Raw genomic sequence first — 26,163 nt, 5'->3', positions numbered from 1 at the left:
CCTGCACCTCGGCTGCCTGGCCGCACTGCTCGTGATGCTGTATCCGCTGGCCTGGCTGCTGGCCACCTCGCTCAAGCCCGCCGACGAGGTCATCGCGAGCCTCGACCTGCTGCCCAGCCGCCTGGAGTGGTCGAACTACTCCACGGCGCTGGAGGGCGTGAACGACGTGTCCGTGTGGCGGCTGCTCGGCAACTCGCTGCTCATCGCGGGCGGCGCGGTCCTCGGCAACGTCATCAGCTGCTCGCTCGCCGCCTACGCCTTCGCACGGCTGCGCTTCCGGTTCCGCGGGCCGCTGTTCGCCTTCATGATCGCCACGATCATGCTGCCGCACCACGCGGTGCTGATCCCGCAGTACATCATCTTCAACCAGCTCGGCCTGGTGAACACCTACTGGCCGCTGATTCTGCCGAAGTTCCTCGCCACGGAGGCGTTCTTCGTCTTCCTCATCGTGCAGTTCATGCGCGGCCTGCCGCGCGAGCTGGAGGAGGCGGCCCGCATCGACGGCTGCGGCCCGTTCCGCAGCTTCTTCAAGGTCGTCCTGCCGCTGACCCGCCCCGCGCTGATCACCACGGCGATCTTCACCTTCATCTGGACGTGGAACGACTTCTTCACCCAGCTGATCTACCTCTTCGACCCGGACAAGTTCACGCTGACGCTCGCGCTCAGGTCCTTCGTGGACGCCTCCAGCACCTCGGCGTTCGGCCCGATGTTCGCGATGTCGGTGATCGCGCTGCTGCCGATCGTGCTGTTCTTCCTCGCCTTCCAGCGGTTCCTGGTGGAGGGCATGGCCAGCTCCGGACTGAAGGGGTGAGGGGCGTGAGCACCGCACGGGAGCCGGGCGAGGTCTTCGGGCCGCGCATGACCCTGTTCGCCGACGTGCTGAGCGTCGGCCTCGTCACCGCCGTGGCCTGCCTGCCGCTGCTGACCGTCCCGGCCGCGCTGTCGACGGCGTGCGCGGTGCTGCGGGGCGCGGGAGAAGGCCGGCCCGCCACGGCGGGGCGGTACCTCACCCTGCTGCGGCGGCGGTTGCGGGCCGGCGACCTGGCGGCGGGGACGGTCGTGCTCTCGGGCCTGCTGCTGCTCGCCGCCGACCTGGCGCTGGCCGGGGCGGGGCTGCCCGGGGCGCCGCTCTTCGCGGTGGTGGCCGCCGCGATCGGCGCGGGCGCCACGGTGGTGGGCCTGCGGGCCTGTGCCCGCCCCGAGTCGCTGACCGACTGGCGGGCGGCGGTGCGCGAGGCCGCCCGGGACGCCGTACGGGACGTGGGCGGCAGTGGCCTCGTCCTGCTCGCGGTGGCGACGGCGGCCCTGTGCGCCTGGATGCTGCTGCCGCTCGCCTTCCTCGCCCCGGGGCCCCTGGCGCTGGCGCTCACCGCCGTCGACGTACGCCGGGGCGCCTTGGGAGTGACGCCGTAGGACTGTCCTGGGCGGGCGCCGTAGGAGTGTCCTTGGGCGGGCGCTGCAGGAGTGTCCGGAGTTCCCTCAGGCGCGGGCGTCCGGCCGCGTCGCCCCGTCGAGAGTGGTGGTCTCCTCGCCCCGCCCGCGCCGCCGCGGACCCCGGTGGCGGTGCCGGCGGCGCGCCGCGCCGGTCGCCATCATGGCCAGGCCCAGACAGAACAGGAGCGCCAGCGCGAGACCGGAGCTGAAGATCGCGAGCGCGTTCAGGGTGGCGATGTCGTTGCCCAGCAGCGACACGGTGTACTCCGGGCCGCCCGACAGGTTGCCGGCGATCAGCAGGCCGGTGAAGGCACCCGTGGCCGCGACGAGGAGCAGTCCGAGGATCAGCATCCGAGTCATCTCCTCAGGGAGTCGTGCTGACCTTCGGAGTACCCGTGATCCCACCGCCCGTACCGAGACGCCGGCGCGGCACGCGGGGACAGCATGATCTCGGGATCCCTGCCTACCCTGGACGTGTGGCTCGGTCCAACGACGAGGTCGCCGCGCTCTTCCAGGAGTACGCGGACCTGATCTCGATCACCGGAGGAGACGCGTACAGGGCGCGTGTCTACGAGAAGGCCGCCCGGTCGATCGGCGGCTACCACGCCGACGTGTCCCGCCTCGACGTCAAGGGCCTCCAGGAGATCCCCAACGTCGGCAAGTCGATCGCCGAGAAGATCGTCGAGTACTTCCGCGGCGGCAGCGTGTCCGCGGTCGAGGAACTGCGGGCGAAGATCCCCGCCGGGGTCCGGCGGCTGACCGCCATCCCCACGCTCGGCCCGAAGAAGGCCTGCGTCCTGTACGAGGAGCTGGGCATCTCCTCGGTCGAGGAACTGGTCGACGCCATCCACGCGGAGCGGCTGCGCGACCTGAAGGGCTTCGGGCCGAAGACGGAGCAGAACATCCTGCACGGCATCGAACTCCTCCAGTCGTCCGGCGACCGTGTGCTGCTCGACGCCGCCATGGACCTCGCCGACGACATCGTCGCCGAGCTGTCCCGGGTCCCCGGCTGCCTGCGGTGCGCGTACGCCGGGTCGCTGCGCCGGTTCCGCGAGACGATCGGCGACGTCGACGTGCTCGCCGCGGCCCGCACGCCGACCGCGCTGATGCGGGCGTTCACCGAGCTGCCGTACGTCCAGGAGGTCATCGCGCACGGGGAGAAGAAGACGTCGGTCCGCACCACCAGGGGCCTGTCCGTCGACCTGCGTGTCGTCCCGCTGGACTCGTGGGGAGCGGCGCTGCAGTACTTCACGGGCAGCAAGGCGCACAACATCCGCACCCGGGAGCTGGCCGTGCACCAGGGGCTCAAGCTCTCCGAGTACGGGCTGTTCGACGCCGAGAGCGGCGAGAAGATCGTCTCCGAGACGGAGGAGGAGGTGTACGCCCGGCTCGGCCTGCCCTGGATCCCCCCGACGCTGCGCGAGGACCGCGGGGAGATCGCGGCCGGGCTGCGCGGCGAGCTGCCCGACCTGGTGACGGAGCAGGACATCCGGGGCGACCTGCACACGCACACCGACCTCACCGACGGCCTCGCCCCGCTGGAGGAGATGGCCGCCGCGGCCGCCGAGCGCGGCTACGCCTACTACGCGATCACCGACCACGGGCCCAACCTCTACATGCAGCGGATGACCGACGAACGGATGCTGGCGCAGCGCGAGCGCGTGCGGGAGCTCGACGGCACGTACCCCACCCGGGGCAGGAGCGGCGGCCTGCGGCTGCTGCACGGCGCCGAGCTCAACATCGACCCCGACGGCGAGGTCGACTGGCCCGAGGAGTTCCTCGCCGGCTTCGACCTGTGCGTGGCCTCGGTGCACTCGCACTTCAACCAGGGGCGCGAGGCGATGACCAGGCGCATCGTACGGGCCTGCGAGAACCCGTACGTCAACATCATCGGCCACCCCACCACCCGGATCATCGGCAGGCGGCCCGGTGTCGACTGCGACCTCGACGCGGTCTTCGCCGCCTGCGCGCGCACGGGTACCGCCCTGGAGATCAACGGCCACCCGGACCGGCTCGACCTGCGCGACAGCGACATCCTGCGGGCCAGGCGGTACGGGGTGAAGTTCGCGATCGACAGCGACGCCCACGCCCCGCTGCACCTGGCCGTCATGCGCTACGGCGTGGGAACGGCCCAGCGCGGCTGGCTCACCGAGGACGACGTGATCAACACCTGGCCGGAGACCCGGCTGCGGCGGTTCCTGCGCAAGGGCCGGTCCGGCGGAGCGAGCCGCGGGAAGGCGGCGGTGGCCGGCCGGCGCGGGTGAACGGGTCCCGCGGCCCGGCGGGGCGGCAGGGGTGGCGGCACAGCCGACGGGTACCCGGTGAGGTGCGAGAAGGCCCGGTGGGCAACGACCGCGGACCCGGGCCGGCTACGGCAGGAAGCGGGGCGGCACGATGGTGACCCGAGGGCCCTTCGGCACCGTACTCGTCGGCGTCGACGACACGCCGCACACCTGGCTGGCCGCGGACTGGGCGGCCACCGAGGCGGGGCTGCGCGGCGCCGCACTGAGGATCCTGCACGCCGTCGGCCCCGGAAGCGGGGACGCGGAGACCGACGAGCGTCTGCGGGCCGCGGCCACCGGCCTGCTGGACGACGCCCGCGCCCGGACCACGGCCACCCACCCCGGCCTGCGCGTCGACACGATCCTCGCCCGGGACCATGCCGCCGAGGCACTCCTCGACGCGGCCCGGGACACCGACCTGGTGGTGGTCGGCACCCGGGGCCGGGGCGGCTTCACCGGGCTGCTGCTCGGCTCGGTGAGCCTGAAGGTGGCCGCCCACGCCGACCGCCCGGTGGTCGTCGCCCGTGGACACACGGAACGGGCAGCGGGCGACGGCATCGTGGTCGGGGTGCGCGACGAACGGGACGAGCAGGCCGTACGGTTCGCCCTGGCCGAGGCGGAACTGCGCCGGGCTCGGGTGCGTCTGGTCCACGCCTGGACGCCTTTCGTCCGCACCGGCCTGATGGTGCCCCAGGTGACCGTCGTGGATGAGGAACGGCGCCTGCACGCGCGCCTGCTGGACCGCGCCGCCCGTCCCATCGCCGAGTATCCGCAGGTGCCCGCCGACACCGAGCTGGTGGCCGGCTCGGCCGCCGCCGCGCTCGTGGCGACCTCGGCCGAAGCGGGCCTGGTGGTGCTTCCGCGTCACGCGCCGGACGGCCGGTTCGGGCTGCGCCTGGGGACGGTGGTGCATGCCGTCCTCCACCACGCGCACTGCCCCGTCGCCGTCGTGCCCGTCGCCCAGGTGTACTGACCCGTGAAGGACTGGAAGCCTCTGAAATCGGGCTGCGTCACTGAGGCGCTACCCGGACCGCCAGGCCCTCCGCTTACATTCGGCACCGTCGTGCCTGCCGATCCTTTGGAACGAGCCAGCTGTTGAGAGTCCCAGGCCGGGTCGTCTTGCGGGAAGTGCGGCATACCTGGGGGAACACGGCAATCCAGGGGGTGCGGCGCGGTGGGCGACTACGGGATGGCAGCAAGGACGCGTTCGGCGACGGACGTGCGGACGCAGAGCACGGAGCGGCCCGCTCGGTGGGCGCTGACGAGGCCGGCGTTGCGCAGTGCCGTGAGGCTCGAGGAGTCCAGGCTGACCCGCTGACCTCACCGCCGGAGACGCGTCCCGGGCGCGTCACCGTGAGGCATCATGCCTAAATCCAGAGGTGAACGCCATATTCCTGCCCGATTTCGGGCAGGAATGTAGACGTTCCGCGACTCCCGACCTAGGGTGATCGCTCATGATCACCCCAGATGCGATCGGGACTTTTGCGGGCGAGACTCTTCGTTGGGCCGGGGCCGCGTACCTGGTGTGGATGGGCGGCAGGCTGCTGTGGGCCACCTGGCGCCACGCATCGAGAGAGATCTCGTGGCCGGTGTGCGCATTCTCCTGGCCGTCATCTGGGCCTGTGCGCTGATCGCCTTCGCGCACGTGCTCCGAGACCGCCTACAACGCCCCTCGGCCCGCCGCTACCTCGACCGGATCACCGGCACGGTCATCGCCGCCTTCGGCATCCGGCTGGCACTCGGGCAGTAAGGCACCGGTCGACGCGACCGCAGACGATCCGACAGCGCCGAACGGGCAACCACACACCGGAAGTGAAAGGACATCTGCATGGGCTCGCTCCCCACCAGCGCCGAGGCTGTGGTCTTCGACTGCGACGGCTTGCTGGTCGACACCGAAGCCTGCTGGACCGTTGCGGAAACGGCCATCTTCGCGGCGCACGGCCATCCCTTCGGCCCCGAACAGAAAGCCCTGGTCATCGGCCGCACCGTGGAGGCCGCTGGAGAGGCCATGGCCGAATACCTCGGGCGCCCCGGGGCCGGCGCCGAACTCGCCGCCGAACTCCTCGAAACGGTCCGCAAGGAGCTGGCCGGGGGCGCCGCAGCCCTCCCCGGGGCGGCGGAACTGGTGCGCGCCTGCCGGGCAGCCGTCCCCATCGCCGTCGCCAGCAACAGCCCCCGAGAACTGCTGGACACGGCACTGTGGTCAGCCGGTCTCGCCGACTACTTCACCCACTCGTTCGCCGCCGACGAAGTGCGCTCCCCCAAGCCCGCACCAGAGCTCTACCTCACAGCATGCGAGGCACTCGGTACGGCTCCCAAGCACTCCGTCGCGTTCGAGGACTCGGCCACGGGCATTGCCGCGGCGCGTGCTGCCGGACTCTACGTCGCGGCCGTACCCTCCCTTCCAGGCGCCGACCTCGACCACGACTGGCTCGGCACCACCCTGGCCGAACCCGAATTGCTGGACTGGGCCAGGCGTCTGGGAGTTGGCACGGTCCGCTGACCCACCCATCTTCTCTGCCAGGCGTGGGTCCGCTCCACGTGCCACCTCTGGCTTGCCTGGATCGGTACCTTCTCGCCCTTGTACGCGATGCGGCCGTGCAGGCCGCGTTCGCTGGAGTGTGGCGAAGATGCCAAGCCGGATCCGCTCGTCGCGACGGTTGCGGACCGTGGTGGCTGAGCAGGTCGTGTCGGCGATCGCCTGGTAGGAGCAGCCGAAGCGCGGCAGGCTGCCGTCGTCACCCGAGACCTATTTCCGAGAAGTTGGGCACGCCCTCGACCTGTTCCACTCCCTGCGCTTCGAGACAGTCGTCAACGCAGTGGAAGCCTTCGCCGCCTGGGTGCGCTCCCCACAGGCGGGATCTCAGGGCAGGACCTGAGCGGCCTATCGTTGCGGTCATGGTCTTCCAACCGTCGGTGGAACCCGCCGTCTTCCACGCCGCGCTCCGCGATCAGTTCGAGGTATTCCTCGATGAGCATCGATCCGCTCTGCACGACAGTCTGAACGGGTTGACCGAAGAGCAAGCACGCCTGTCACTGGTCCCGTCCAAGACCACGCTGCTCGGCCTGGTCAAGCACGCCACGTTCGTCGAAAAGGTCTGGTTCGACGAGGCGATCACCTGCCGATCCCGTGCCGAGATCGGCATTCCCGACTCGCCCGACGAGTCGTTCGACCTCCACGACGGCGACACGATCGCCTCGGTCCAGCGCGCCTACCAGCAGGCGTGCGCGGCGTCCCGTCAGGCCACGGCAGAGCTGACGCTGGACGACCTGGTACGGGGCAACCGCCGGGGCCCACTGCCGCTGCGCTGGGTCTACCTCCATGCGCTGCGCGAACTGGCCCAGCACTGCGGCCATGCCGACATCCTTCGCGAGCAGATCCTCAGCGGCACGTCCGGACGTCCGTGATGCAGCAAACTGAACCGCTCCGGGGATCGGTGGAGCCTCCATCAGATCCGGAGCGGTTCAAACGCGGTCCGCGGCGAGCGATTGACTGCGGCGCAGCAGGAGGCCAACGGGCTGGTCAGCCGGGAAGGGGCTCGGCCGAGCACGCGAGTGCATTGTGAGCGAGCGCAAGCACTACAAGACCGGCCTGTCCGACGAGCGGTGGGCGCAGATCGAGCTAGTGATCACTTCTGGGAGAGGGCAGCGTACCGCTACGCGGCCAGTCGCCGACGACGTGCTGCGTCGTCGAAGCTCACCACTACCCTGATGCCAATAACCAACAGTGCAACAGGCCACACCCATCGTCCGAAATCGGCTTGGGATGCGGTGACGTCGCCGATGGGTCGGTCCGTGACAGGCAGGCGGCCGTCCTGACAGTCCAACCGCAGTGTGGCGTGAACCCACCAGGCGAAAGGCTGGACGTCGGCGGCGTGCACATCCGCCGCACCGGAGGCCACTTTGCACGGACGCGGCGAGCACCACCACCGCGATCACCAGGCCCAACACGTCAACGGCCAAGCCGCGCTTGCACTCGCTCACGGTGTTCAGCCCAGCATGCCCGAGCCCGCCGACCGGCTGAGATGCCGCAGTCCCATACGTTCAGGTGACGACAATTCACCTGTCGACTCACATACCTCCCTCTCAGAAACAGCCTCTTCGGTCCAGCCTGTCCCGGGTGGAGTCGCTGTCCTCAACTGCTCTGGTTATGTTGCTCCTTGACCGCTAATCGGCCTGACCTGGAGAACATCCCGTGACTGAGATTCCCGCCGCGTCGATCGAGGCGCGCAAGCGGATCAAGACCGACCAGCCGCACACGGCCCGGATCTGGAACTACTGGCTGGGCGGCAAGGACAACTACGACGTCGACCAGGTGGCCGGGGACCAGATCCGCAAGCTGCACCCCGGCATCGGTGACTACGCCCTTGCCGACCGGCTGTTCCTCGGGCGCGCCGTACGGTACCTCGTCGGCGAGTGCGGGATACGGCAGTTCCTCGACATCGGCACCGGCCTGCCCACTGCCGACAACACGCACGAGGTCGCCCAGCGCCTCGCGCCGGAGTCCCGCATTGTCTACGTCGACAACGACCCCATCGTGCTGGCCCACGCTGAGGCCCTGCTGACCAGCACGCCGGAAGGGCGCACGGCCTACCTCGACGAGGACCTGCGCAATGTCGACGCGATCCTGGAGCAGGCGGCGCAGACGCTGGACTTCAGTGAGCCAGTGGCGCTGATGCTGCTCGGCGTCGTCATTTTCATCGAGGACGACGAGGAGGCGTACGGGATCGTGCGGCGTCTGATGGACGCGCTGCCCGCCGGCAGCCACCTCGTCCTCTCGCACACCATCACCCGGCCGGACATGCCGGACGTCGACGCCGCGGTGGCCTTCTGGAACGAGCACGGCACACCGAAGCTGACCCAGCGCACCCCCGCCGCCGTCGCCGGGTTCTTCGACGGGCTGGAACTCCTCGACCCCGGCGTGGTCTCCTGCAACCTCTGGCGCCCGGACGGTGGCGAGGCCGATCTGCCCGGCGAGGTGGCCATGTTCGGTGGCGTGGGCCGCAAGGCTTGATCACCTGTGAGAGGGCCACGCCCGACCTACGGGCCCATGGCCGACGCCACCTACCGGACGGACGTGCACGTCCGATCAAGCGACGATCCGATCCACGGGACACCGCCTAACCGGCGGGGTATCCGGAGGTTTACGCTCCGATCTCCTGAAATACCCAAGAGTTAAAGGGGGTTGGGGCGCATCAGGTGGTGAAGGCAGTCAGCGGGCAAGCATTCTCTTGTCATGAACCTGCGGCTCGGCGGTCGGGTCGCAGTCTCATGGAGGTGTGGGATGCACCGCAGACTCGCCACCGGTTTAGCCGCCTCGACCCTGGCCCTCGTCACCGTCGTCGGCACCGCCGCGGCCGCCGAAGCCGCTCCCGCCGACAAGCCCCAGGTCCTCGCGAGCTGGACCCGGACCAGCGCGTCGAGTCACCGCCTGTGGGCCGCCGCCCGTGCGAACCAGGCCGCGTGGGCCGCCTACGAGTTCGACTGGTCCACCGATTACTGCTCCTCCTCGCCGGACAACCCGTTCGGCTTCCCGTTCGCCCAGTCCTGCGCCCGCCACGACTTCGGCTACCGCAACTACAAGGCGGCGGGCACCTTCAGCGCTCACAAGTCCCGCCTCGACAGCGCCTTCTACGAGGACCTCAAGCGCGTGTGCGCCCACTACAGCGGCGGTACGAGGACCACCTGCGACAGCACGGCATGGACGTACTACCAGGCCGTCAGGGCCTTGGGCTGACGGCCCGTCGGTCAGGACGCCGGCCGTGGAACCCACGCGGGTCCCACGGCCGGCCGCATCTCACCCCCGTCGGGGCGCGCCGGCACCGTGCCGGAGCCACGAGCGGCTCGACGCGAGGGCCGACCGCCACCTCGACGACGGGGCGGCCGCCGCCGCGGCCGCGGCCAGCGCGACAGTCGCGCTCGCGATGCCGAGGACGGCGCCGGCGGCGACGTCGCCCGGGTAGTGCACGCCCGTGTGCACGCGGGAGTAGCCGACGGCGCTCGCCAGCGCCCCGAGCGGTACCGCCGCGGGCGGGAGGACGACACCGACGGCGGTGGCGAACGCGACCGCCGACGCCGTGTGCCCGGACGGGAACGACGCCGACGTCGGCATCGGGACATGCCGGTCCACGGTCACCCGGGCCGCCTCCCGGTCCGGCCGGGCCCGGCGGACCAGACGCTTGCCGAGCAGGTTGGCGGAGGCCGAGGCCACGGTGATCGCACCGACCCCGGCGAGCGCGGCCCTGCGCGGCCGTGACCCGCCCAGGGCGAGGGCGGCGGCGATGGCGAACGAGATCTTCGAGTGGTCGGCCGCGTGGGACAGGCGGCGCAGGGCCCGGTCCAGCGTCGGCGTGGGCGTGGCGGCCACCGCGGCGTACAGGGCACCGTCGACGGCCCGCAGATCGTGGAGGACGGCGGACAGGGCACGCCCCCCTCCGGCGGCAGGGTCCTCGGCCGCCGTGCGCGCGTGGGTGGCCTCGTCGGTGGTCGGGTCGGTCATGCGGTATCTCCTGCGGTGGCATTCCGGGCACGGGGCCGGCCGGCGGGGTGCGCCCGCGGCCGGCACAGACTGAACGAGTGCCCAGGGCGTGATCGTTCCACCCGGTGAGACCCCACTCGGTGAGCACGGGACCGGAGCCGCCGACCTGGAACCAAGCGTGACCCGTCCTACCTGCGACGGCTCCTCGGCACGGCCGTCCGGGCGATGAGGGGCCGGGTGTCCGGGCCTCTTGGGTTCGGCTGTGCCGCGTGCCGGATCGGTTGGGTTCAGCTGCGTCGAGTGTCCGTCTGGTGGGGTCGGGCCGGTCGTGTTCCGGTTCCCGTCGGGAGGCCTGACGGCACGGGAGATCCACCGCTCCCTGCTGTCCCGCCGCGCGGCGGTGGTGTGAGACGCGCCGTCGTCACCTGGTGAACTGGGGGCATGACGTCCCTGCCGCACCGGTTCCTGCACGCCCTCGACCGCTTCCACGCCGCCCACCCCTGGGACCACAACGCCCACTACCACCGCTGGATCCTGCGGCAGCTTCCCCGGCGCGTGGGGAGTGCCCTGGACGTCGGCTCCGGCAGCGGCGACCTGGCCCGGCTGCTGGCCGGCCGGGCCGAGCAGGTGCACGGCATCGACGCCGACCCGGCGATCACGGCCCGGGCGCGGGAGCTGACCCCCGCGGCGGCTCCGGTGACGTACACGGTCGCCGACGCGCCGGCCGGGATCCCCGACCGTACGTACGACGTCATCACCTGCGTCGCCGTCCTCCACCACCTGCCGTTCACTCCCGCCCTGACCGCCTTCCGCGACCACCTGGCACCCGGCGGGACCCTGGTGGTGGTCGGGCTCGCCCGGGCCCGGACGCCCGTCGACCACCTGCTCGGTGCCGCGTCGATCCCGCTGAACCTCGTCATGGCATGGCTCGAGAACAGAGGGAGGCCGGCGCCCCGGCCGGTCGCGATGACCGCCCCCACCAGAGCGCCGGAGATGAGCTTTCCAGAGATCGTCCGCGAGGCCCGCGCCGTGCTGCCCGGCGCGCGGCCGCGCCGCCGGCTGTTCTGGCGCTACACCCTCGTGTGGCACCGCCGGTGAGGCCCGGGAGCCTCACCGGCGGTGTGGAACGGGAGCGTCACCGGCGGTGCGAGCGGGTCAGGCCGCGGCCCGGAAGGTGCGCAGCCGCAGGGAGTTGCCGACGACGAACACCGACGAGAACGCCATCGCCGCTCCCGCGATCATCGGGTTGAGCAGGCCGGCCGCGGCGAGCGGCAGGGCGGCGACGTTGTAGGCGAAGGCCCAGAACAGGTTGGAGCGGATGGTGCCGAGCGTCCGGCGGGCGAGCCGGATGGCGTCCGCCGCGGCACGCAGGTCACCTCGTACGAGGGTCAGGTCGCCGGCCTCGATCGCGGCGTCCGTGCCGGTGCCCATGGCCAGCCCCAGGTCGGCCTGGGCGAGCGCCGCCGCGTCGTTCACGCCGTCGCCGACCATGGCGACCGAACGGCCCTCGGCCTGGAGCCGCTTGACGACCTCGACCTTGTCCCGGGGGAGTACCTCCGCGATCACGTCCTCGGGCGCGATACCGACCTCGCGGGCGACGGACCGGGCCACCGCCGCGTTGTCGCCGGTCAGCAGGACCGGCCGCAGCCCGAGGGCGCGCAGCCGCCGTACGGCCTCCGCGCTGGTGTCCTTCACGGCGTCGGCGACCTCCAGGACCGCACGTGCCTCGCCGTCCCAGGCGACCGCGATGGCGGTGCGTCCGGCCTCCTCGGCAGCAGTTCTGGCCCGCACCAGGTCGTCCGGCAGCTCCATCGCCCACTCGGCGAGCAGCCGTTCCCGGCCGACGAGGACCGCGTGGCCCTCGACGATGCCCTGCACGCCCAGACCGGGCACGTTCGCGAAGTCCTCGGGCGTGGGCAGCGAGCCCAGCTTCTCCAGCGCCCCGTCGGCGACCGCACGGGCGATCGGGTGCTCGGAGGAGTGCTCCAACGCCCCCGCCAGCCGCAGCACGTCGGCTTCGTCGGTGCCGTCGGCGGTGTGCACGGCCAGCAGCGTCATACGGCCGGTGGTGACGGTGCCGGTCTTGTCCAGGACGACGGTGTCGACGCGCCGCGTGGACTCCAGGACCTTCGGGCCCTTGATGAGGATGCCGAGCTGGGCGCCGCGCCCCGTGCCGACCATCAGCGCGGTCGGCGTGGCCAGCCCCAGGGCGCACGGGCAGGCGATGATGAGGACGGCGACCGCTGCCGTGAAGGCGGCCGTCAGCCCGGCACCGTTGCCGAGCCAGAAGCCCAGCGTGCCCAGGGCCAGGGCGATCACGACCGGGACGAACACCGCGGAGATCCGGTCCGCGAGCCGCCGCGCGGCGGCCTTCCCGTTCTGCGCGTCCTCCACCATCCGGGCCATCCGCGCCAGTTGGGTGTCGGCGCCGACCCGGGTGGCCTCGACGACGAGCCGCCCGCCGACGTTGATCGTGGCACCGGTGACCGGGTCCCCGGCCGCCACCTCCACGGGCACGGACTCTCCGGTCAGCATCGAGGCGTCCACGGCGGAGGACCCCTCGACGACGGTCCCGTCGGTCGCGATCTTCTCGCCGGGGCGCACCAGGAACCGGTCGCCGACCTTCAACTCGCCGACGGGGATGGTCTGTTCGCGGCCATCCCCGCGCAGCACGGTGACGTCCTTCGCGCCCAGCTCCAGCAGCGCCCGCAGCGCCGCGCCCGCCCGGCGCTTGGCGCGGGCCTCGAAGTACCGCCCGGCCAGGATGAAGGCGGTCACGCCGGCCGCGGCCTCCAGGTAGATGTTCTTGGCGCCGTCCGTGCGGGCGATGGTCAGCTCGAAGGGGTGCGTCATGCCCGGCGTGCCCGCGGTGCCGAAGAACAGCGCCCACAGCGACCACAGGAACGCCGCCGAGGTGCCGACCGAGATCAGCGTGTCCATGGTGGCCGCGCCGTGCCGCGCGTTGGTGAACGCCGCCCGGTGGAAGGGCCAGGCGGCGTACGTCACGACCGGCGCCGCCAGCGTCAGGGACAGCCACTGCCAGTACTCGAACTGCAGGGCGGGGATCATGGCCATCGCCACGACCGGTACGGCCAGCACCACGGCGGTCACCAACCGCTGCCGCGGCGGCCGGAGTTCGTCGGTCTGCTCGCCCTTCTCGGCGGGACGCTCGGGCGGTGCCGGCTCCCGCGCGGTGTACCCGGTCGCCTCGACGGTGGTGATCAGGTCCCGGACGGAGACGTCACCGCCGTAGCTGACCTTCGCCTTCTCGGTGGCGTAGTTGACGGTGGCGGTGACGCCGTCCATCCGGTTGAGCTTCTTCTCGATGCGCGCCGCGCACGAGGCGCAGGTCATGCCGCCGATGGCGAGCTCTACCTCGGTGGTCGGGCCGGTCGTACTGGTGGTCATGGCTGCTCCTCGGAATGCGGACGAATGCGGGCGCGGGTCGGGGCCCGGCCGGTCAGACCCGGCCGGTCAGCTCGTAACCCGCCTCGTCGACGACCTCGGCGATCAGGGCGTCGTCGGGCTCGGCGGCACTGGTGACGGTGACCCGCCCGGTGTCGAGGTCGACCTCGACACCGGTGACTCCGTCCAACTCGCCGATGACCTTGGTCAGCGTGGCCTTGCAGTGGCCGCAGGACATCCCGGCGACGGCGTAGGGGGTGACGGACATGGGGCCTCCTCAGTGAGGTAGTGATTTTCGGGATACGGGGCGGGGGTATCGCCGCACCGGTGTCCTATATACCCCCGAGGGGTATTGGAAGCAAGTGCTGAGTCGACTTGACTTTATACCCCCTAGGGGTATGGTGAACTGCATCGAGGCCTCACCAAGCCCGAGGCCCTGTTCCTCGAAGGAGACGACGGCCATGAAAACCGGACTGAAGATCACCGCGTTCGCCGCCGCACTCGCCGCGACCTTCGGCACGGCCTACGGGATCGGCCAGGGCCTCGACCCCGTCGTCGCGGACAGCGCGCCGAAGCACGACGACGAACACGGCGGGCCCTCGCCCGCGGCGCAGGAGGGCGGCGGCCACGCCGGGCACGAGACATCCCCGGCCGGCGGACTGCAGATCTCCGACAAGGGCTACACCCTCGACCTGAGGACCCCGCGCGTCACGGCGGGCAAACGCGCCGACCTCCGCTTCACCGTCCGCGACGCGAGCGGCCGGGCCGTCACCGCCTACCAGCGCGAGCACGACAAGGAACTCCACCTCATCGTGGCCTCACGCGACCTGACCACCTACCGCCACCTGCACCCCACCCGCGCCGCCGACGGCACCTGGAGCACCCCCGTCGACCTGCCCGACGCGGGCGGCTACCGGATCTTCGCCGACTTCACCCCGGCGAAGAAGGGCACCGGGAACCTCACCCTCGGAGCGGACCTCGCGGTCGCGGGAACGTACGAACCGAAGGACCTCCCGGCGCCCAGGACCACGGCCCGGACCAACGGCTACGAGGTCGAGCTGGCCGGGGCCCTGCGCCCGGGCAAGGCGAGCGAACTGAAGCTGAAGGTCTCCCGCGACGGCAAGCCCGTCACCAACCTCCAGCCCTACCTCGGCGCGTACGGCCACCTCGTGGCCCTGCGCTCCGGCGACCTCGCCTACCTGCACGTCCACCCGAACGGCGAACCCGGCGACGGCACGACCAGGCCCGGCCCGGACATCTCGTTCACGGCCACGGCGCCCAGCAGCGGCAGCTACCGCCTGTTCCTGGACTTCCAGCACGACGGCAAGGTCCACACCGCCGCGTTCACGGTCCGGGCCGGCGGCGCGGCACCCGAGGCGCCGGGGACCCCGCAGGAGGACCACCCCTCCGACGGTCACGGGCACTGACCACCGTCAGCTCAGCGCCCGGTCCAGGATGAACGCCGCGCTGATGAGCGCCAGGTGCGTGAACGCCTGTGGGAAGTTGCCCTGCTGCTCGCCGGTGTGGCTGATCTCCTCGGCGTACAGGCCGAGATGGTTGGCGTACGTCAGCATCTTCTCGAAGGCCAGGCGCGCCTCGTCGAGCCGGCCGGCCCGGGTGAGGGCCTCGACGTACCAGAACGAGCAGATGGAGAACGTGCCCTCGACGCCGCGCAGACCGTCGGGGTAGGCCTGCGGGTCGTACCGGTAGACCAGCGAGTCGGAGACCAGCTCCTGGGTGAGGGCGTCCAGGGTCGACAGCCACTTGGGATCCGTGGGGGCGATGAACTTGCTCAGCGGCATCATCAGGACGGCCGCGTCCAGCACGTCGCCGTCCTCGTGCTGGACGAAGGCCTGACGCTCCTCGGACCAGCCCCGGTCCATGATCCGCCGGTAGATCGTGTCGCGGCTCTCCCGCCAGCGCGGCAGGTCGGCGGGCAGGCCGCGCCGGTTGGCCATCCGGATGGCCCGCTCGATCGCCACCCAGCACATCAGCCGCGAGTACAGGAAGTTCTTGCGGCCGCCGCGGGTCTCCCAGATGCCCTCGTCGGGCTGGTCCCAGTGCGCGCACACCCAGTCCACCAGCGCGCACACGTCGTCCCACTGGCCGCTGGAGATCGGTTCGGCCCACTTGTCGTAGAGGTAGATGGAGTCGATGAGCGCGCCGTAGATGTCGAGCTGGAGCTGGTCGGCGGCGGCGTTCCCGACCCGCACCGGAGCCGAGCCCTGGTGCCCTGCCAGATGGCCGAGCTCGCGCTCCGGCAGGTCGGTGCGGCCGTCGATGCCGTACATGATCTGCAACGGACCGGATCCCCGCCCGTCGCCCGGAGCGATGTGCCGGGTCACGAACTGCATGAATTCCTTTGCCTCGCCGGTGAACCCCAGCCGCAGCAGCGCGTACACGCAGAACGCCGCGTCGCGCACCCACACGTAGCGGTAGTCCCAGTTGCGTTCGCCGCCGAGCTGTTCGGGCAGGCTCGTCGTCGGCGCGGCCACGATCGCCCCGGTCGGCGCGTAGGTGAGCAGCTTCAGCGTCAGGGCCGAGCGGTGCACCATCTCCCGCCAGCGGCCCCGGTACTGGGAGGCGGACAGCCAGCGCCGCCAGTACGCCACCGTGGCGGCGAACTGCTCCTGCGCCTCCGTGTGCGCGCACCCGCGCGGGGAGACGGGGCCGCCGACCTGGTCCAGCGCGAACACCGTCGACTCGCCCTCGGTGAGCTTGAACTCCGCCCGCACGTCCGGCCCGTCGGCCTCCAGCGGCACGGTCGCGGTCAGCGCGAGCGACAGCCCGTCGGACGCGAAGACCGCCATGTCGCCGGTCAGCCGGACCGTGTGCGGCCGGGTGCCGTAGCCGAACCGCGGGGCCACCCGCGTCCGGAACGGCAGCGAGCCGCGCACGCACACCACCCGCCGGATCAGCCGGTGCCGCTCCACCTCGACCGCCTCGCCGCTGACGGGCATGAAGTCCTGCACCTCGCCGACCCCGTCCTCGGTGAAGAACCGGGTGATCAGGACGTTGGTGTCGGGGAAGTAGAACTGCTTGGTCCGCGCCGCGGCGGCAGCCGCCAGCTCGAAGCAGCCGCCGCGCTCGGCGTCCAGGATCGAGGCGAACACGCTCGGCGCGTCGAAGGACGGGCAGCAGTACCAGTCGATCGTGCCGTCGGTCCCCACCAGGGCCACGCTGCGCAGGTCGCCGATCAGCCCGTGCTCGGCGATCGGCGGACAGCGCGGGCCGCCGGCGCCGTCCGCGTCGCGGGATGTACCGCTCGTACCGCTCATCGCAGCCTCCTGCCCTCAGCCTAGGCCCTGTCGTCAGACTCCCGTCGTCCGCCCGGAGCAGGCGGGAGTTTGACGACAGGCCTAGGCGGAGCCGGGCGGGCGAGTACGGCGAGAGGCCCGGCCGGACAGGCCGCGACACGGCTCAGACCGTGAGGACCCTCAGTCCCGCCTCCTCGAACCGCCGTACCGTCTCCGGGTCGGCCGCCGTGTCCGTGACCAGCGTGTCCACCGCCTCGGCCGCGCAGATCCGGGCGAACGCCCGCCGGCCCAGCTTGCTGGAGTCGGCGGCCACGACCACGCGCTCGGCCCGCTCGCACAGCAGCCGGTTGATCGCGGCCTCCGCCTCGTCGTGGGCCGCGGCCCCGTGCGTGACGTCGAAGGCGACGACCCCGAGCACCGCCACGTCCATCGTGATCTGGCCCAGCACCCCGTCCGCGAGCGGGCCGATCAACTCGTAGGACTGTGCCCGCGCGACCCCGCCCGTCACCACGATCTTGAACTGGGGGCGTACGGCCAGCTCGTTGGCGATGTTCAGCGCGTTCGTCACGACGGTCAGCGCGGGGGAGCCGGACGCGAGATCGCCGCGCACCGCCAGCGCCCGCGCCACCTCGGTGGTGGTCGTCCCGCCGGTCAGGCCGACCGCCTCACCGGGCGCGACCATATCCGCCACCGCCTTGGCGATGCGCTGCTTCTCGGAGGGGTGGCGGGCCGTCTTGTAGCGCAGCGGCAGCTCGTACGACACCCCGTGCACGACCGCGCCGCCCCGGGTGCGCACCAGCATCTGCTGTTCGGCGAGCTGGTCGAAGTCGCGCCGGATGGTCGCGGCCGACACGCCGAGCTCGGCCGCCGCCTCCTCGACGTCCAGCCGGCCGCGCTCGACGAGCAGCTCCAGCAGCGCCTTCCAGCGGGCGTCCCGCGACATCCACACCCTCCGTTCCCGGACCTTGCGGCGACCCTAGCGCACCCGACGGCCGCGCGAATGCTTGATTGTGCTTGAAAGCGCGCTATATCTTGCAAGAACGAGCAACAGTCGAAGGGGTGCGGCATGACCCATGTCGAGGACGAGCTGAACAGCCAGCCCGAGTGCTGGTCACGCGCCGTGACTCAGGCGCCCGGACACGGCGGGGTGCTTCCGGCGCCGGGGGAGCGGGTCGCCCTCGTCGGCTGCGGTACCTCGTACTTCATGGCCCAGTCGGCCGCCGCGCTGCGCGAGGCGGCGGGACAGGGCGAGACGGACGCCTTCGCCGCCTCGGAGTTCCCCCGGGGCCGCGCGTACGACCGTGTCGTCGCCCTGACCCGCTCCGGGACGACCACCGAAGTCCTCGACCTGCTCGGCCAGTTGAAGGGCCGCGTACGCACCACCGCCGTCACCGCCGACCCCGACAGCCCCGTGATGTCGGCCGCCGACGACGCCGTGGTACTCGACTTCGCGGACGAACGGTCCGTCGTGCAGACCCGCTTCGCGACCACCGCCCTCACCCTGCTCCGCGCCCACCTGGGCCTGCACACCGACGCGGTCGTCGCCGACGCGCGCACCGCGCTGGCGGCGCCGCTGCCCGACGGGCTCGTGGAGTGCACGCAGGTCACCTTCCTCGGCCGCGGCTGGACCGTCGGACTGGCGAACGAGGCCGCGCTGAAGATGCGCGAGGCCGCGCTGTCCTGGGCGGAGGCCTACCCGGCGATGGAGTACCGGCACGGCCCCATCAGCGTCACCACGCGCTCCACCGCCACCTGGATGCTCGGCGAGGCCCCCGAGGGCCTGGCCCGACAGGTCCGGGACACCGGCGGGTTGTGGGTCGAGGGCACGCTCGATCCGCTCGCCGAACTGGTCCGCGCCCAGCGGCTCGCCGTCGCCGTCGCGGCGGCGCGCGGCCTCGACCCGGACCGGCCCCGCCACCTCACCCGCTCGGTGATCCTCCCCGGCGCCGCGGAGCAGGAGGCGTCGTGCCCCTCGTGACCACCGGCGACCTCGTCACCCGCGCCGCCGCCGAGCGATCGGCCGTCGCGTCGTTCAACATCATCACGCTGGAGCATGTCGAGGCGGTCATCGCGGGTGCCGAGTCCGTGCACGCTCCCGTCGTCCTCCAGGTCAGCGAGAACGCCGTCAAGTTCCGCTACGGCCGCCTGCTCCCGCTGGCCCGCGCGGCCGTCGCCGCCGCCAAACGCGCCGCCGTACCGGTCGCCTTGCACCTCGACCACGTCCAGAGCGACGCCCTGCTGCGCCAGGCTCCGGACGCCGGGTTCAGCTCCGTGATGTACGACGCGGCCCGGCTGCCGTACGAGGAGAACCTCGCCGCGACCCGGGCGGCGGCCGACTGGGCGCACGCCCATGGACTGTGGATCGAGGCCGAGTTGGGGCAGATCGGAGGCAAGGCCGGGCCGGGTGGGTGGGGGAGTTCTGTGCCGGGTGGGTGGGGGAGTTCTGTGCCGGGTGGGTGGGGGAGTTCTGTGCCGGGTGGGCGGGGGAGTTCCGTGCCGGGTGGGTGGGGGAGTTCCGGCAAGCCGCCGCTCGACGCCCACGCGCCCGGCGCCCGCACCGACCCCGACGAGGCCCGCGCGTTCGTCGCCGACTCCGGCGTGGACGCCCTGGCCGTCGCCATCGGCAGCGCGCACGCCATGACCACCCGCACGGCCACCCTCGACCACACTCTCCTCAAGCGCCTGTCGAGCACCCTGGACGTGCCGCTGGTCCTGCACGGCTCCTCCGGAGTCCCGGACGACGAACTGGCCGCGGCGGTCGCGGGCGGCATCGCGAAGGTCAACATCGGCACCGCGCTCAACATCGCCATGACCGGCGCGATCAGGGAGTTCCTCGCCGCCCACCCCGACGCGGTCGACTCGCGCCACTACCTCACGGTGGGCAGGGAGGCCATGGTGCGCACCGTCGCGGGCCTCATCCGGGTGCTCGGCCGGACCGCTGCCTGACGGCCTTCAGCACCACGAACTTCGGGTCGCTCGCGACCAGGTGGCAGTTGCCGAACAGCCGCCGCAGCTTGACGTGGTAGCCGAGGTGCCGGTTGCCGACCACCCACAGTTCGCCGCCCGGCCGCAGCACGCGCCGCGCTCCGGTGAACATCCGCCACGCCGTGCTGTCGGTGGTCGCCTGGTGGGAGTGGAACGGCGGGTTGTTGAGCACCAGGTCGACGCTGCCGGACGGCACTCCCGCCAGCCCGTCCCCGACCCGGAACTCCGCGTGCCCCGGCACACCGTTCGCCTTGTACGTCGCCTCCGCCGAGGCCACCGCCTGGAACGACTCGTCGACGAACAGCACCTCGGCCTGCGGGTCCGCCAGCGCCACCGCCGTACCGACGACCCCGTTGCCGCACCCCAGGTCCACCACCCGCCGGGCACCGCGCGCCTGAGGCAGATGCTGGAGGAAGAACCGGGTGCCGATGTCGAGCCGGTCCGCGCAGAAGACCCCCGCGTGGTTGACGACGGTGCGCCCCGAGACCGGGCCGACGCCGTCGGGGAGCGTATAGCTGTACGGCCACGGATGGGCGGGCCGCTCCAGCTCCGGGTCCGGCGTGCAGAAGATGAGCCGGGCCTTCTTCTCGGCGAGGGAGGTGCGGGTCGGGCCGAGGATCCGCTCGAACAGCTGCAGCGTCGAAGTGTGGATCTCCTTCACCATCCCGGTGCCGACGACCACCGTCCCCGCGTGCACCGCGGGCGCCAGCCGCAGCAGCTGGTCCTCCAGCAGCGCCAGGCTCTTCGGCACCCGCACCAGCAGCACGTCGATGCGGCCCGGCGGCGGATCCTGCGTGGTGAGCAGTCGGACCTGGCCCGGCTCGGCGCCGGCCCGGGCCAGGTTCGCGCGGGTCGCCTCCTGCGCGAGATACGAGTCGGTGATCTGCGTCGGCCGGTGCGCCGCGAGCGCCGTGACCAGCGCCCCCCAGCGGTCCCCGACGACCACGACCGTGCCCGACAGCTCGATCTCCTGATCGGCGAGGTGCCGGAGTAGGTACTCGTCGGAGGCGTCCCAGGCACGCAGCCTGTCGCGCGGGTCCTCCGGGAAACGGGACAGCGCGAACTCGCCCCAGGGCGTCGTCATACGGTCGTTCATCGTGCGTCCAGGCTAGCCGAGCCGCAGCTCAGGCCACCTCGGGCAGGATGGGAACCATGGACGCCGAGCTGTTCCCCAGAACCCGTACGCAGGTCGCGCCCGGCGCCGTGCACCTGCCGGACTGGCTGGACGCGCGGCTCCAGCGCGAGCTGCTGGCGGCCTGCCGGGAGTGGGCCCGCCCGCCGGCCGGACTGCGCACGGTCCGCACCCCCGGCGGCGGCACGATGACCGCCCGGCAGGTCTGCCTGGGCTGGCACTGGGGGCCCGTACGGACATGTCCGAACTGTGGTCGAGCGGTACGGGCCAGTCCCGAGTGCCCCGGCCCGCACTGGTACCCGTACGCGTACGCCCGCACGGTCGTCGACGGCGACGGTGCCCCGGTGAAGCCGTTCCCGGCATGGCTGGGGGAGCTCGGCCGCCGCGCGGCGCGGGAGGCGCTCGGCGCGGACACTGCCGGATACGACATCGCACTGATCAACTTCTACGACGCCGACGCCCGCATGGGCATGCACCGCGACAGCGACGAGCAGTCCGACGCGCCGGTGGTGTCGCTGAGCCTCGGCGACACCTGCGTGTTCCGCTTCGGCAACACCGAGACCCGCACCCGGCCCTACACGGACGTCGAGCTGCGCAGCGGCGACCTGTTCGTCTTCGGCGGACCGTCCCGGCTCGCCTACCACGGTGTGCCGCGGGTGCAGGCGGGCACCGCGCCGCCGGAGTTGGGGCTGGCCGGGCGGCTGAACATCACGCTCCGGGTCAGCGGCCTGTAGGCCGCCGCACCCGCGGATCATGGGAGACTCGCCCACATGAGCGGGAAGGCGGACCCCCGGCCGGCGGGGGAAGGGACCACCTCGAGGACGCGGTTGGACCGGGGGCGCGGCGCGCTCGGGCCCGCGCTGGAGCTCGTGCACACCGGACGCGCCCCGACCCGTGCCGTCCTCACCGCCGAACTCGGCGTGACCCGGGCGACGGCCGGCGCGGTCGCCGCCGAACTGGAGGCGCTCGGCCTGATCCGGGTCGACGCCCGGCCCGGCGCGGCGGCCGGTTCGCAGGGGCGGCCCTCGCACCGGCTCGCGGTCGCCGAGGACGGTCCCGTCGCGCTCGCCGCACAGGTGCACGCCGACGGGTTCCGGGCGGCGCTGGTCGGCCTCGGCGGCCGGATCGTCGCCACCGCGCCCGGTTGCGAGGTCGTCGACGCCGACCCGGCGAAGGTGCTCGGCTCGGTCGTCGAGGCGGGCGCCGAACTGCTGCGGCAGACCGGACGGCGCTGCGTGGGCGCCGGGCTCGCCGTACCCTCCGCGGTCGCCGAACCGGACGGTCTGGCGCTCAACCCGCTGCACCTGGCCTGGCCCGCGGGCGCGCCCGTGCGGGAGATCTTCGCCGAGCAGGTGCGCGCCGCCGGCATCGACGGACCCGCGTTCGCGGCGAACGACGTCAACCTCGCCGCGCTCGCCGAGCACCGGCACGGCGCCGGACGCGGCGCCCGCGACCTGCTGTGCGTGGCCACCGGCCACCGGGGCGTCGGCGGCGCGCTGGTGCTGGACGGCCGTCTGCACACCGGCAGTTCGGGCCTCGCCCTGGAGGTCGGCCACCTCACCGTCAACCCCGAGGGCCGCCCCTGCCACTGCGGCAGCCGCGGCTGCCTCGACGTCGAGGCCGACCCGCTGGCGTTCCTCACGGCGGCCGGACGCGATCCCGGCCCCGAGGTGTCCCTGCTGCAGCAGGCCGACGACCTGATCCGCGACCACTACGACGACCCGGCCGTCCGCACCGCCACCGAGTCCCTCATCGACCGCCTCGGCCTCGGCCTCGCGGGCCTGGTGAACATCCTCAACCCGGACCGGATCATCCTCGGCGGCCTGCACCGCACCCTCCTCGACGCCGACCCGGACCGGCTGCGCGCGGTCGTCGCCGACCGCAGCCTGTGGGGCCAGAGCGGCGGTGTGCCGATTCTGGCCTGCACACTGGATCACAACAGCCTGGTGGGGGCCGCCGAGTTGGCCTGGCAGCCGGTGCTGGACGATCCGCTGGGGGCGCTGGGCTGAACGCCGGGCCCTGCGCGACGGGGGTCAGTACGTCGGCGACGGGGCGGAGTCCGAGTCGGGGGACGACGTGGTGACGCTGGATGTGACGCCGCCGACGATGCCGACCAGGAGGAAAAGCACCAGCAGCGCCTTGCCGGCGCCGGAGACGAGCAGCGGGCGGGTGGCCGAGTGGACCGACTCGCCCGGGGCCGGGGCCCGGTCGCCGAAGAGCTTCTTGGGGTAGGCCGAGGTGAGCATCATCATGTACGCCTGGAAGCGCATCTCATAGCGCAGGGTGGCGGCGGTCGCCTCGAACAGGGGCCGGGGCAGGCGTCCGAGGACGAGGGCGATGATCCACCAGATCACGCACAGGCCCCACCAGCCGGAGGTGAGCAGGCTCTGCACGATCGCGGCCGGGATCATCAGGATCAGCCGGAAGAAGACCGCGAGCCGGTTGAGCCGCCCCGGCCGCAGACCGATCCGCACCGGGTGACCGGCGGGAGGCGTCAGGGCGAAGGGCGGGTAGCGGCCGTTCAGCAGCATCAGACTCGCGAGGACCCGGACCCGGTAGCCGAGGTAGCGGGAGAGGAACCCGGCGATCCGTCCGGGCAGGTGCCCCAGCACCAGGGCCGCGAACCATCCCACAACGGTGCAGACACCGGCCGCGATCGCCAGGAAGAACAGCACCACGAAGTGCGGGATGAGCATCAGGGCCCGCAGCAGGACAGTGAGCCGGTTCTGGTGTACCGGCTCGGCCACGTCCAGGGCGGGCAGCCACTCGCCCGTCTCGGCATCACGAGGCTCGTCGGCGGTGGTCCGCTCGCTCACCATGTGGTCTCTCCTCACCGACGCCGTGGGCGGGCCTCGCGACACGCGAGCCTCCCGCCGATCGTCGGCCGAGCACGCCAGGCCCGCATCCGCCGGGCTCCGGACAGGTGAACGACGTCAGGCCGGCCGCCGCAGGTCGCCTCAGCCCGAGCCGTGAGGCTCCCCGGCTGCCTCGGCCGTCAGGCTCCACAACGCCGCCACCAGCGGCCGCCGCAGATCGGCACGCCGTACGCACAGCCCGATCGGGAACGGCTCCGGCGCCGGCTCGGCGGGCAGCACCGCCAGCCGGTCCCGCACCGCGCTGTGCTCCGCACCAGCCGGGGCACCACACCCGTGCCGCAGCCCAGGGCCACCAGCGTGAGCAGCCCCTCGTGGCCGTCCGGCTCGCAGACCACGTCGGGCACCGTGCCGCGGGCCCGCAACCAGCGGTCGGCGGCGTCCCGGACCAGCCCGCGGTGGGGGGACGAAGGGAACGGCAAGGCCGTGGTCCGGGCGGTCCCGGGCCGTGACCAGGACCAGTCGGTGACCGTGACCGTCCGGCTCACCAGCGGCTCCGGCAGCCGGGCCGGGATCCCCGCCCCCGCCACGTCCACCTCGCCCTCGTCCAGCCGCGCCAGCGCCGCCGCCGCGTCCCCGGTCCGCAGATCGAGCCGCACCTGCGGATGGGCGGCCGTCCGAGGGGGGACCGAGCCCAGGGCACGGACCCGCGGGACGCCTATGGCGATCACCAGGTCGTGCCGGCCGGCGCGCAGCTCCTCCAGCAGCGGGTCGGTCAGTCCCCTCGGGCCGGCAGGACGCGCACGCACAGCAGTTCCGACGGGCCCGCCGGATGCACGGGGACGGGTGGCCCGCCGCCGAACCGGCCCGGCGGACGCCGAGCCCGATGCTCAACGGTCACCAGGCCTGGCTGGACGGGCTTGGCCGGGCTGCCTCGGGGAAGGTACGCGACTGAGCGGCCAGGCTGGACCACACACAGCACCGACCACGGACAGCACTCCCGCACCGCATGCACGAGGAAAGTTGACGTCATGACCGACCAGCTCACGGTGAGCGTCCTGGGCACCGGCATCATGGGCGCGGCGATGGCTCGCAACCTCGTCCGCGCCGGACACACCGTCCGCGCCTGGAACCGCACCCGCGCCAAGGCCGAGCCGCTCGCCGCCGACGGCGCCCACATCGCCGGCACGCCCGCCGAGGCCGTCGAGGGCGCCGACGCCGTCCTGACCATGCTGTACGACGGCCCCGCCGCCCTGGACGTGATGCGCCGGGCCGCCCCCGCCCTGCGCCCCGGGACCGCCTGGATGCAGTCGACCACCGCGGGCATCGAAGCCGTCGGTGAGCTGGCCGCCTTCGCCCGCGACCACGGCCTGGTCTTCTACGACGCCCCCGTGCTCGGCACCCGCCAGCCCGCCGAGGCAGGCCGGCTGACCGTGCTCGCCGCGGGTCCCGCCGAGGACCGGGACAGGGTGACGCCGGTCTTCGAGGCCGTCGGCGCCCGCACCGTGTGGACCGGCGAGGACGGGGCGCAGGCCAGCGCGACCCGGCTGAAGCTGGTCACCAACAGCTGGGTGCTCGCCGCCACCGCCGCCACCGGGGAGGTCCTGGCCCTGGCCCAGGCCCTCGGCGTCGACCCGGACAGCTTCTTCGACCTCGTCGCCGGCGGCCCGCTCGACATGGGCTACCTGCGCGCCAAGGCCCGGCTGGTCCTCGACGGCCAGTTGTCTCCCGCCCAGTTCGCGGTGGACACCGCGGCCAAGGACGCCCGGCTGATCGTCCAGGCCGCCGAGCAGCACGGCATTCGCCTCGACGTGGCCGCCGCCGGCGCCGCACGCCTGGAGCGCGCGGCCGCCCAGGGCCACGGCGACGAGGACATGGCCGCCGCCTACTTCGCCAGCTTCGACCCCGAGCCGACCGCCTGACCACCGAGAACCCCACCGAAGGAGCCCGCGTGTCCAAGCCCCCGCTGCCCCCGAAGGCCGACACCCTGCTGCGCCGCCCCAACCCCTGCGTCATGGCCACCGTGCGGTCGGACGGTACCCCCGTCTCCACCGCCACCTGGTACCTGTGGGAGAGCGGCCGGGTGCTGATCAACCTGGACGCGGGCCGGGTACGCCTCAAGCACCTGCGCCGCGACCCCCGCGTCACCCTCACCGTCCTCGACGCGGACAACTGGTACACGCACGTCACCCTCATCGGCCGCGTCATCGAGACGTACGACGACGAGGGCCTGGACGACATCGACCGCCTCGCCCGGCACTACACCGGCAAGCCGTACCCGGACCGGGAGCGCCCCCGCGTCAGCGCCTGGATCGAGGTCGACCGCTGGCACGGCTGGGGCGAGACCAAGGACAGCGACCAGGCGTCGACCTGACCT

General features: G+C 72.4%; 26 protein-coding genes and 2 pseudogenes. 17 read left to right on the top strand and 11 right to left on the bottom strand.

Annotation, left to right across the window (positions count from 1 at the left end):
* Nucleotides 1-34 precede the first annotated feature (34 nt).
* Together ACYVMZ_RS06725 and ACYVMZ_RS06720 are read left to right on the top strand one after the other, a co-directional pair.
* A complete protein-coding gene (locus ACYVMZ_RS06725) occupies nucleotides 35-811 on the top strand; it encodes a carbohydrate ABC transporter permease (RefSeq protein WP_461076557.1) in 777 nt (258 codons plus the stop codon).
* Nucleotides 808-1,413 carry a hypothetical protein gene (locus ACYVMZ_RS06720; protein WP_461077093.1) on the top strand — a complete coding sequence of 202 codons (606 nt, stop codon included), beginning with the start codon at nucleotides 808-810 and terminating at the stop codon, nucleotides 1,411-1,413. Before ACYVMZ_RS06725 ends, ACYVMZ_RS06720 begins: the two co-directional genes overlap by 4 nt.
* Nucleotides 1,414-1,479: 66 nt before the next feature.
* On the opposite strand, the gene ACYVMZ_RS06715 is transcribed toward ACYVMZ_RS06720, so the two are convergent.
* Nucleotides 1,480-1,785: a hypothetical protein gene (locus ACYVMZ_RS06715; RefSeq protein WP_461076555.1), complete on the bottom strand. Its 306-nt coding sequence runs from the start codon at nucleotides 1,783-1,785 to the stop codon at nucleotides 1,480-1,482.
* 125 nt (nucleotides 1,786-1,910) lie between these two features.
* On the opposite strand from ACYVMZ_RS06715, the gene polX reads away from it, so the two are divergent.
* A complete protein-coding gene (gene polX, locus ACYVMZ_RS06710; protein WP_461076553.1) occupies nucleotides 1,911-3,698 on the top strand; it encodes a DNA polymerase/3'-5' exonuclease PolX in 1,788 nt (595 codons plus the stop codon).
* A 130-nt stretch (nucleotides 3,699-3,828) separates the two neighbouring features.
* Nucleotides 3,829-4,689 carry a universal stress protein gene (locus ACYVMZ_RS06705; RefSeq protein ID WP_461076551.1) on the top strand — a complete coding sequence of 287 codons (861 nt, stop codon included), beginning with the start codon at nucleotides 3,829-3,831 and terminating at the stop codon, nucleotides 4,687-4,689.
* Between the two features lie 209 nt (nucleotides 4,690-4,898).
* Here the strand turns inward: ACYVMZ_RS06705 and ACYVMZ_RS06700 are convergent.
* Nucleotides 4,899-5,015 (bottom strand): annotated as a pseudogene (locus tag ACYVMZ_RS06700) (transcriptional regulator); the annotation flags it as partial.
* Nucleotides 5,016-5,307: 292 nt separating this feature from the next.
* Here ACYVMZ_RS06700 and ACYVMZ_RS06695 point away from each other — a divergent pair.
* Both ACYVMZ_RS06695 and ACYVMZ_RS06690 read left to right on the top strand, forming a co-directional pair.
* On the top strand, nucleotides 5,308-5,466 hold the full coding sequence (locus ACYVMZ_RS06695; RefSeq protein ID WP_461076549.1) for a LysE family transporter: 159 nt from the start codon (nucleotides 5,308-5,310) through the stop codon (nucleotides 5,464-5,466).
* A 78-nt stretch (nucleotides 5,467-5,544) separates the two neighbouring features.
* Nucleotides 5,545-6,219, top strand: a complete 675-nt coding sequence (locus ACYVMZ_RS06690; protein WP_461076547.1) for an HAD family hydrolase — start codon at nucleotides 5,545-5,547, stop codon at nucleotides 6,217-6,219.
* Nucleotides 6,220-6,327: 108 nt separating this feature from the next.
* Here the strand turns inward: ACYVMZ_RS06690 and ACYVMZ_RS06685 are convergent.
* A pseudogene (locus tag ACYVMZ_RS06685) lies at nucleotides 6,328-6,432 on the bottom strand (IS5/IS1182 family transposase); the annotation flags it as partial.
* Between the two features lie 200 nt (nucleotides 6,433-6,632).
* Between ACYVMZ_RS06685 and ACYVMZ_RS06680 the strand changes: the two are divergent.
* The 3 genes from ACYVMZ_RS06680 to ACYVMZ_RS06670 all read left to right on the top strand — a co-directional run bounded on the left by ACYVMZ_RS06680 (nucleotide 6,633) and on the right by ACYVMZ_RS06670 (nucleotide 9,453).
* The gene (locus tag ACYVMZ_RS06680) at nucleotides 6,633-7,124 is read left to right on the top strand and encodes a DinB family protein (protein ID WP_461076545.1); all 492 of its coding nucleotides are present in this window, start codon (nucleotides 6,633-6,635) and stop codon (nucleotides 7,122-7,124) included.
* Nucleotides 7,125-7,911: 787 nt separating this feature from the next.
* On the top strand, nucleotides 7,912-8,730 hold the full coding sequence (locus ACYVMZ_RS06675) for an SAM-dependent methyltransferase (protein ID WP_461076543.1): 819 nt from the start codon (nucleotides 7,912-7,914) through the stop codon (nucleotides 8,728-8,730).
* Nucleotides 8,731-9,000: 270 nt separating this feature from the next.
* Nucleotides 9,001-9,453, top strand: coding sequence for a phospholipase (locus ACYVMZ_RS06670; RefSeq protein ID WP_461076541.1), 453 nt, complete (start codon nucleotides 9,001-9,003; stop codon nucleotides 9,451-9,453).
* A 60-nt stretch (nucleotides 9,454-9,513) separates the two neighbouring features.
* On the opposite strand, the gene ACYVMZ_RS06665 is transcribed toward ACYVMZ_RS06670, so the two are convergent.
* Nucleotides 9,514-10,215, bottom strand: coding sequence for a phosphatase PAP2 family protein (locus tag ACYVMZ_RS06665; protein ID WP_461076539.1), 702 nt, complete (start codon nucleotides 10,213-10,215; stop codon nucleotides 9,514-9,516).
* 420 nt (nucleotides 10,216-10,635) lie between these two features.
* Between ACYVMZ_RS06665 and ACYVMZ_RS06660 the strand changes: the two genes are divergently transcribed.
* On the top strand, nucleotides 10,636-11,292 hold the full coding sequence (locus ACYVMZ_RS06660; protein ID WP_461076537.1) for a class I SAM-dependent methyltransferase: 657 nt from the start codon (nucleotides 10,636-10,638) through the stop codon (nucleotides 11,290-11,292).
* Nucleotides 11,293-11,349: 57 nt separating this feature from the next.
* Here ACYVMZ_RS06660 and ACYVMZ_RS06655 read toward each other — a convergent pair whose 3' ends face one another.
* Both ACYVMZ_RS06655 and ACYVMZ_RS06650 read right to left on the bottom strand, forming a co-directional pair.
* The gene (locus ACYVMZ_RS06655) at nucleotides 11,350-13,602 is read right to left on the bottom strand and encodes a heavy metal translocating P-type ATPase (protein WP_461076535.1); all 2,253 of its coding nucleotides are present in this window, start codon (nucleotides 13,600-13,602) and stop codon (nucleotides 11,350-11,352) included.
* 52 nt (nucleotides 13,603-13,654) lie between these two features.
* The gene (locus ACYVMZ_RS06650) at nucleotides 13,655-13,867 is read right to left on the bottom strand and encodes a heavy-metal-associated domain-containing protein (RefSeq protein WP_461076533.1); all 213 of its coding nucleotides are present in this window, start codon (nucleotides 13,865-13,867) and stop codon (nucleotides 13,655-13,657) included.
* A gap of 193 nt (nucleotides 13,868-14,060) precedes the next feature.
* On the opposite strand from ACYVMZ_RS06650, the gene ACYVMZ_RS06645 reads away from it, so the two are divergent.
* Nucleotides 14,061-15,026: a hypothetical protein gene (locus ACYVMZ_RS06645; RefSeq protein ID WP_461076531.1), complete on the top strand. Its 966-nt coding sequence runs from the start codon at nucleotides 14,061-14,063 to the stop codon at nucleotides 15,024-15,026.
* A 6-nt stretch (nucleotides 15,027-15,032) separates the two neighbouring features.
* Here ACYVMZ_RS06645 and ACYVMZ_RS06640 read toward each other — a convergent pair whose 3' ends face one another.
* Together ACYVMZ_RS06640 and ACYVMZ_RS06635 are read right to left on the bottom strand one after the other, a co-directional pair.
* Nucleotides 15,033-16,877, bottom strand: coding sequence for a glycoside hydrolase family 15 protein (locus ACYVMZ_RS06640; protein WP_461076529.1), 1,845 nt, complete (start codon nucleotides 16,875-16,877; stop codon nucleotides 15,033-15,035).
* Nucleotides 16,878-17,019: 142 nt separating this feature from the next.
* Complete coding sequence (locus ACYVMZ_RS06635) at nucleotides 17,020-17,799, bottom strand: DeoR/GlpR family DNA-binding transcription regulator (RefSeq protein ID WP_461076527.1); 780 nt, start codon at nucleotides 17,797-17,799, stop codon at nucleotides 17,020-17,022.
* 123 nt (nucleotides 17,800-17,922) lie between these two features.
* Here ACYVMZ_RS06635 and ACYVMZ_RS06630 point away from each other — a divergent pair, with 123 nt between their 5' ends.
* Together ACYVMZ_RS06630 and ACYVMZ_RS06625 are read left to right on the top strand one after the other, a co-directional pair.
* Nucleotides 17,923-18,834, top strand: a complete 912-nt coding sequence (locus ACYVMZ_RS06630; protein WP_461076525.1) for an SIS domain-containing protein — start codon at nucleotides 17,923-17,925, stop codon at nucleotides 18,832-18,834.
* Nucleotides 18,822-19,802, top strand: a complete 981-nt coding sequence (locus ACYVMZ_RS06625; RefSeq protein ID WP_461076523.1) for a class II fructose-bisphosphate aldolase — start codon at nucleotides 18,822-18,824, stop codon at nucleotides 19,800-19,802. The genes ACYVMZ_RS06630 and ACYVMZ_RS06625 overlap by 13 nt, the downstream gene beginning before the upstream one ends.
* Here ACYVMZ_RS06625 and ACYVMZ_RS06620 read toward each other — a convergent pair.
* On the bottom strand, nucleotides 19,771-20,925 hold the full coding sequence (locus ACYVMZ_RS06620) for a methyltransferase (RefSeq protein ID WP_461077091.1): 1,155 nt from the start codon (nucleotides 20,923-20,925) through the stop codon (nucleotides 19,771-19,773). The two genes, ACYVMZ_RS06625 and ACYVMZ_RS06620, sit on opposite strands and share 32 nt — an antisense overlap.
* A gap of 68 nt (nucleotides 20,926-20,993) precedes the next feature.
* Between ACYVMZ_RS06620 and ACYVMZ_RS06615 the strand changes: the two genes are divergently transcribed.
* Together ACYVMZ_RS06615 and ACYVMZ_RS06610 are read left to right on the top strand one after the other, a co-directional pair.
* Nucleotides 20,994-21,707 (top strand): alpha-ketoglutarate-dependent dioxygenase AlkB family protein, encoded by a 714-nt coding sequence (locus ACYVMZ_RS06615; RefSeq protein WP_461076521.1) that lies wholly within the window; start codon nucleotides 20,994-20,996, stop codon nucleotides 21,705-21,707.
* Nucleotides 21,708-21,743: 36 nt separating this feature from the next.
* On the top strand, nucleotides 21,744-22,982 hold the full coding sequence (locus tag ACYVMZ_RS06610; RefSeq protein ID WP_461076519.1) for an ROK family protein: 1,239 nt from the start codon (nucleotides 21,744-21,746) through the stop codon (nucleotides 22,980-22,982).
* Nucleotides 22,983-23,006: 24 nt separating this feature from the next.
* On the opposite strand, the gene ACYVMZ_RS06605 is transcribed toward ACYVMZ_RS06610, so the two are convergent.
* Entirely contained in the window at nucleotides 23,007-23,792 is a 786-nt protein-coding gene (locus tag ACYVMZ_RS06605) for a DUF4389 domain-containing protein (protein ID WP_461076517.1), read from the bottom strand.
* A 176-nt stretch (nucleotides 23,793-23,968) separates the two neighbouring features.
* Nucleotides 23,969-24,595 (bottom strand): LysR substrate-binding domain-containing protein, encoded by a 627-nt coding sequence (locus ACYVMZ_RS06600; protein ID WP_461076515.1) that lies wholly within the window; start codon nucleotides 24,593-24,595, stop codon nucleotides 23,969-23,971.
* Between the two features lie 222 nt (nucleotides 24,596-24,817).
* Between ACYVMZ_RS06600 and ACYVMZ_RS06595 the strand changes: the two genes are divergently transcribed.
* Together ACYVMZ_RS06595 and ACYVMZ_RS06590 are read left to right on the top strand one after the other, a co-directional pair.
* Nucleotides 24,818-25,708 carry an NAD(P)-dependent oxidoreductase gene (locus ACYVMZ_RS06595; RefSeq protein ID WP_461076513.1) on the top strand — a complete coding sequence of 297 codons (891 nt, stop codon included), beginning with the start codon at nucleotides 24,818-24,820 and terminating at the stop codon, nucleotides 25,706-25,708.
* A 29-nt stretch (nucleotides 25,709-25,737) separates the two neighbouring features.
* Nucleotides 25,738-26,160 (top strand): PPOX class F420-dependent oxidoreductase, encoded by a 423-nt coding sequence (locus ACYVMZ_RS06590; RefSeq protein WP_461076511.1) that lies wholly within the window; start codon nucleotides 25,738-25,740, stop codon nucleotides 26,158-26,160.
* The last annotated feature ends 3 nt before the right edge of the window (nucleotides 26,161-26,163 follow it).

Source organism: Streptomyces deserti, from assembly GCF_054782695.1.
The sequence above is the reverse complement of the archived record's forward strand: the minus strand, read 5'-3'. Positions and strand labels throughout refer to the sequence as shown.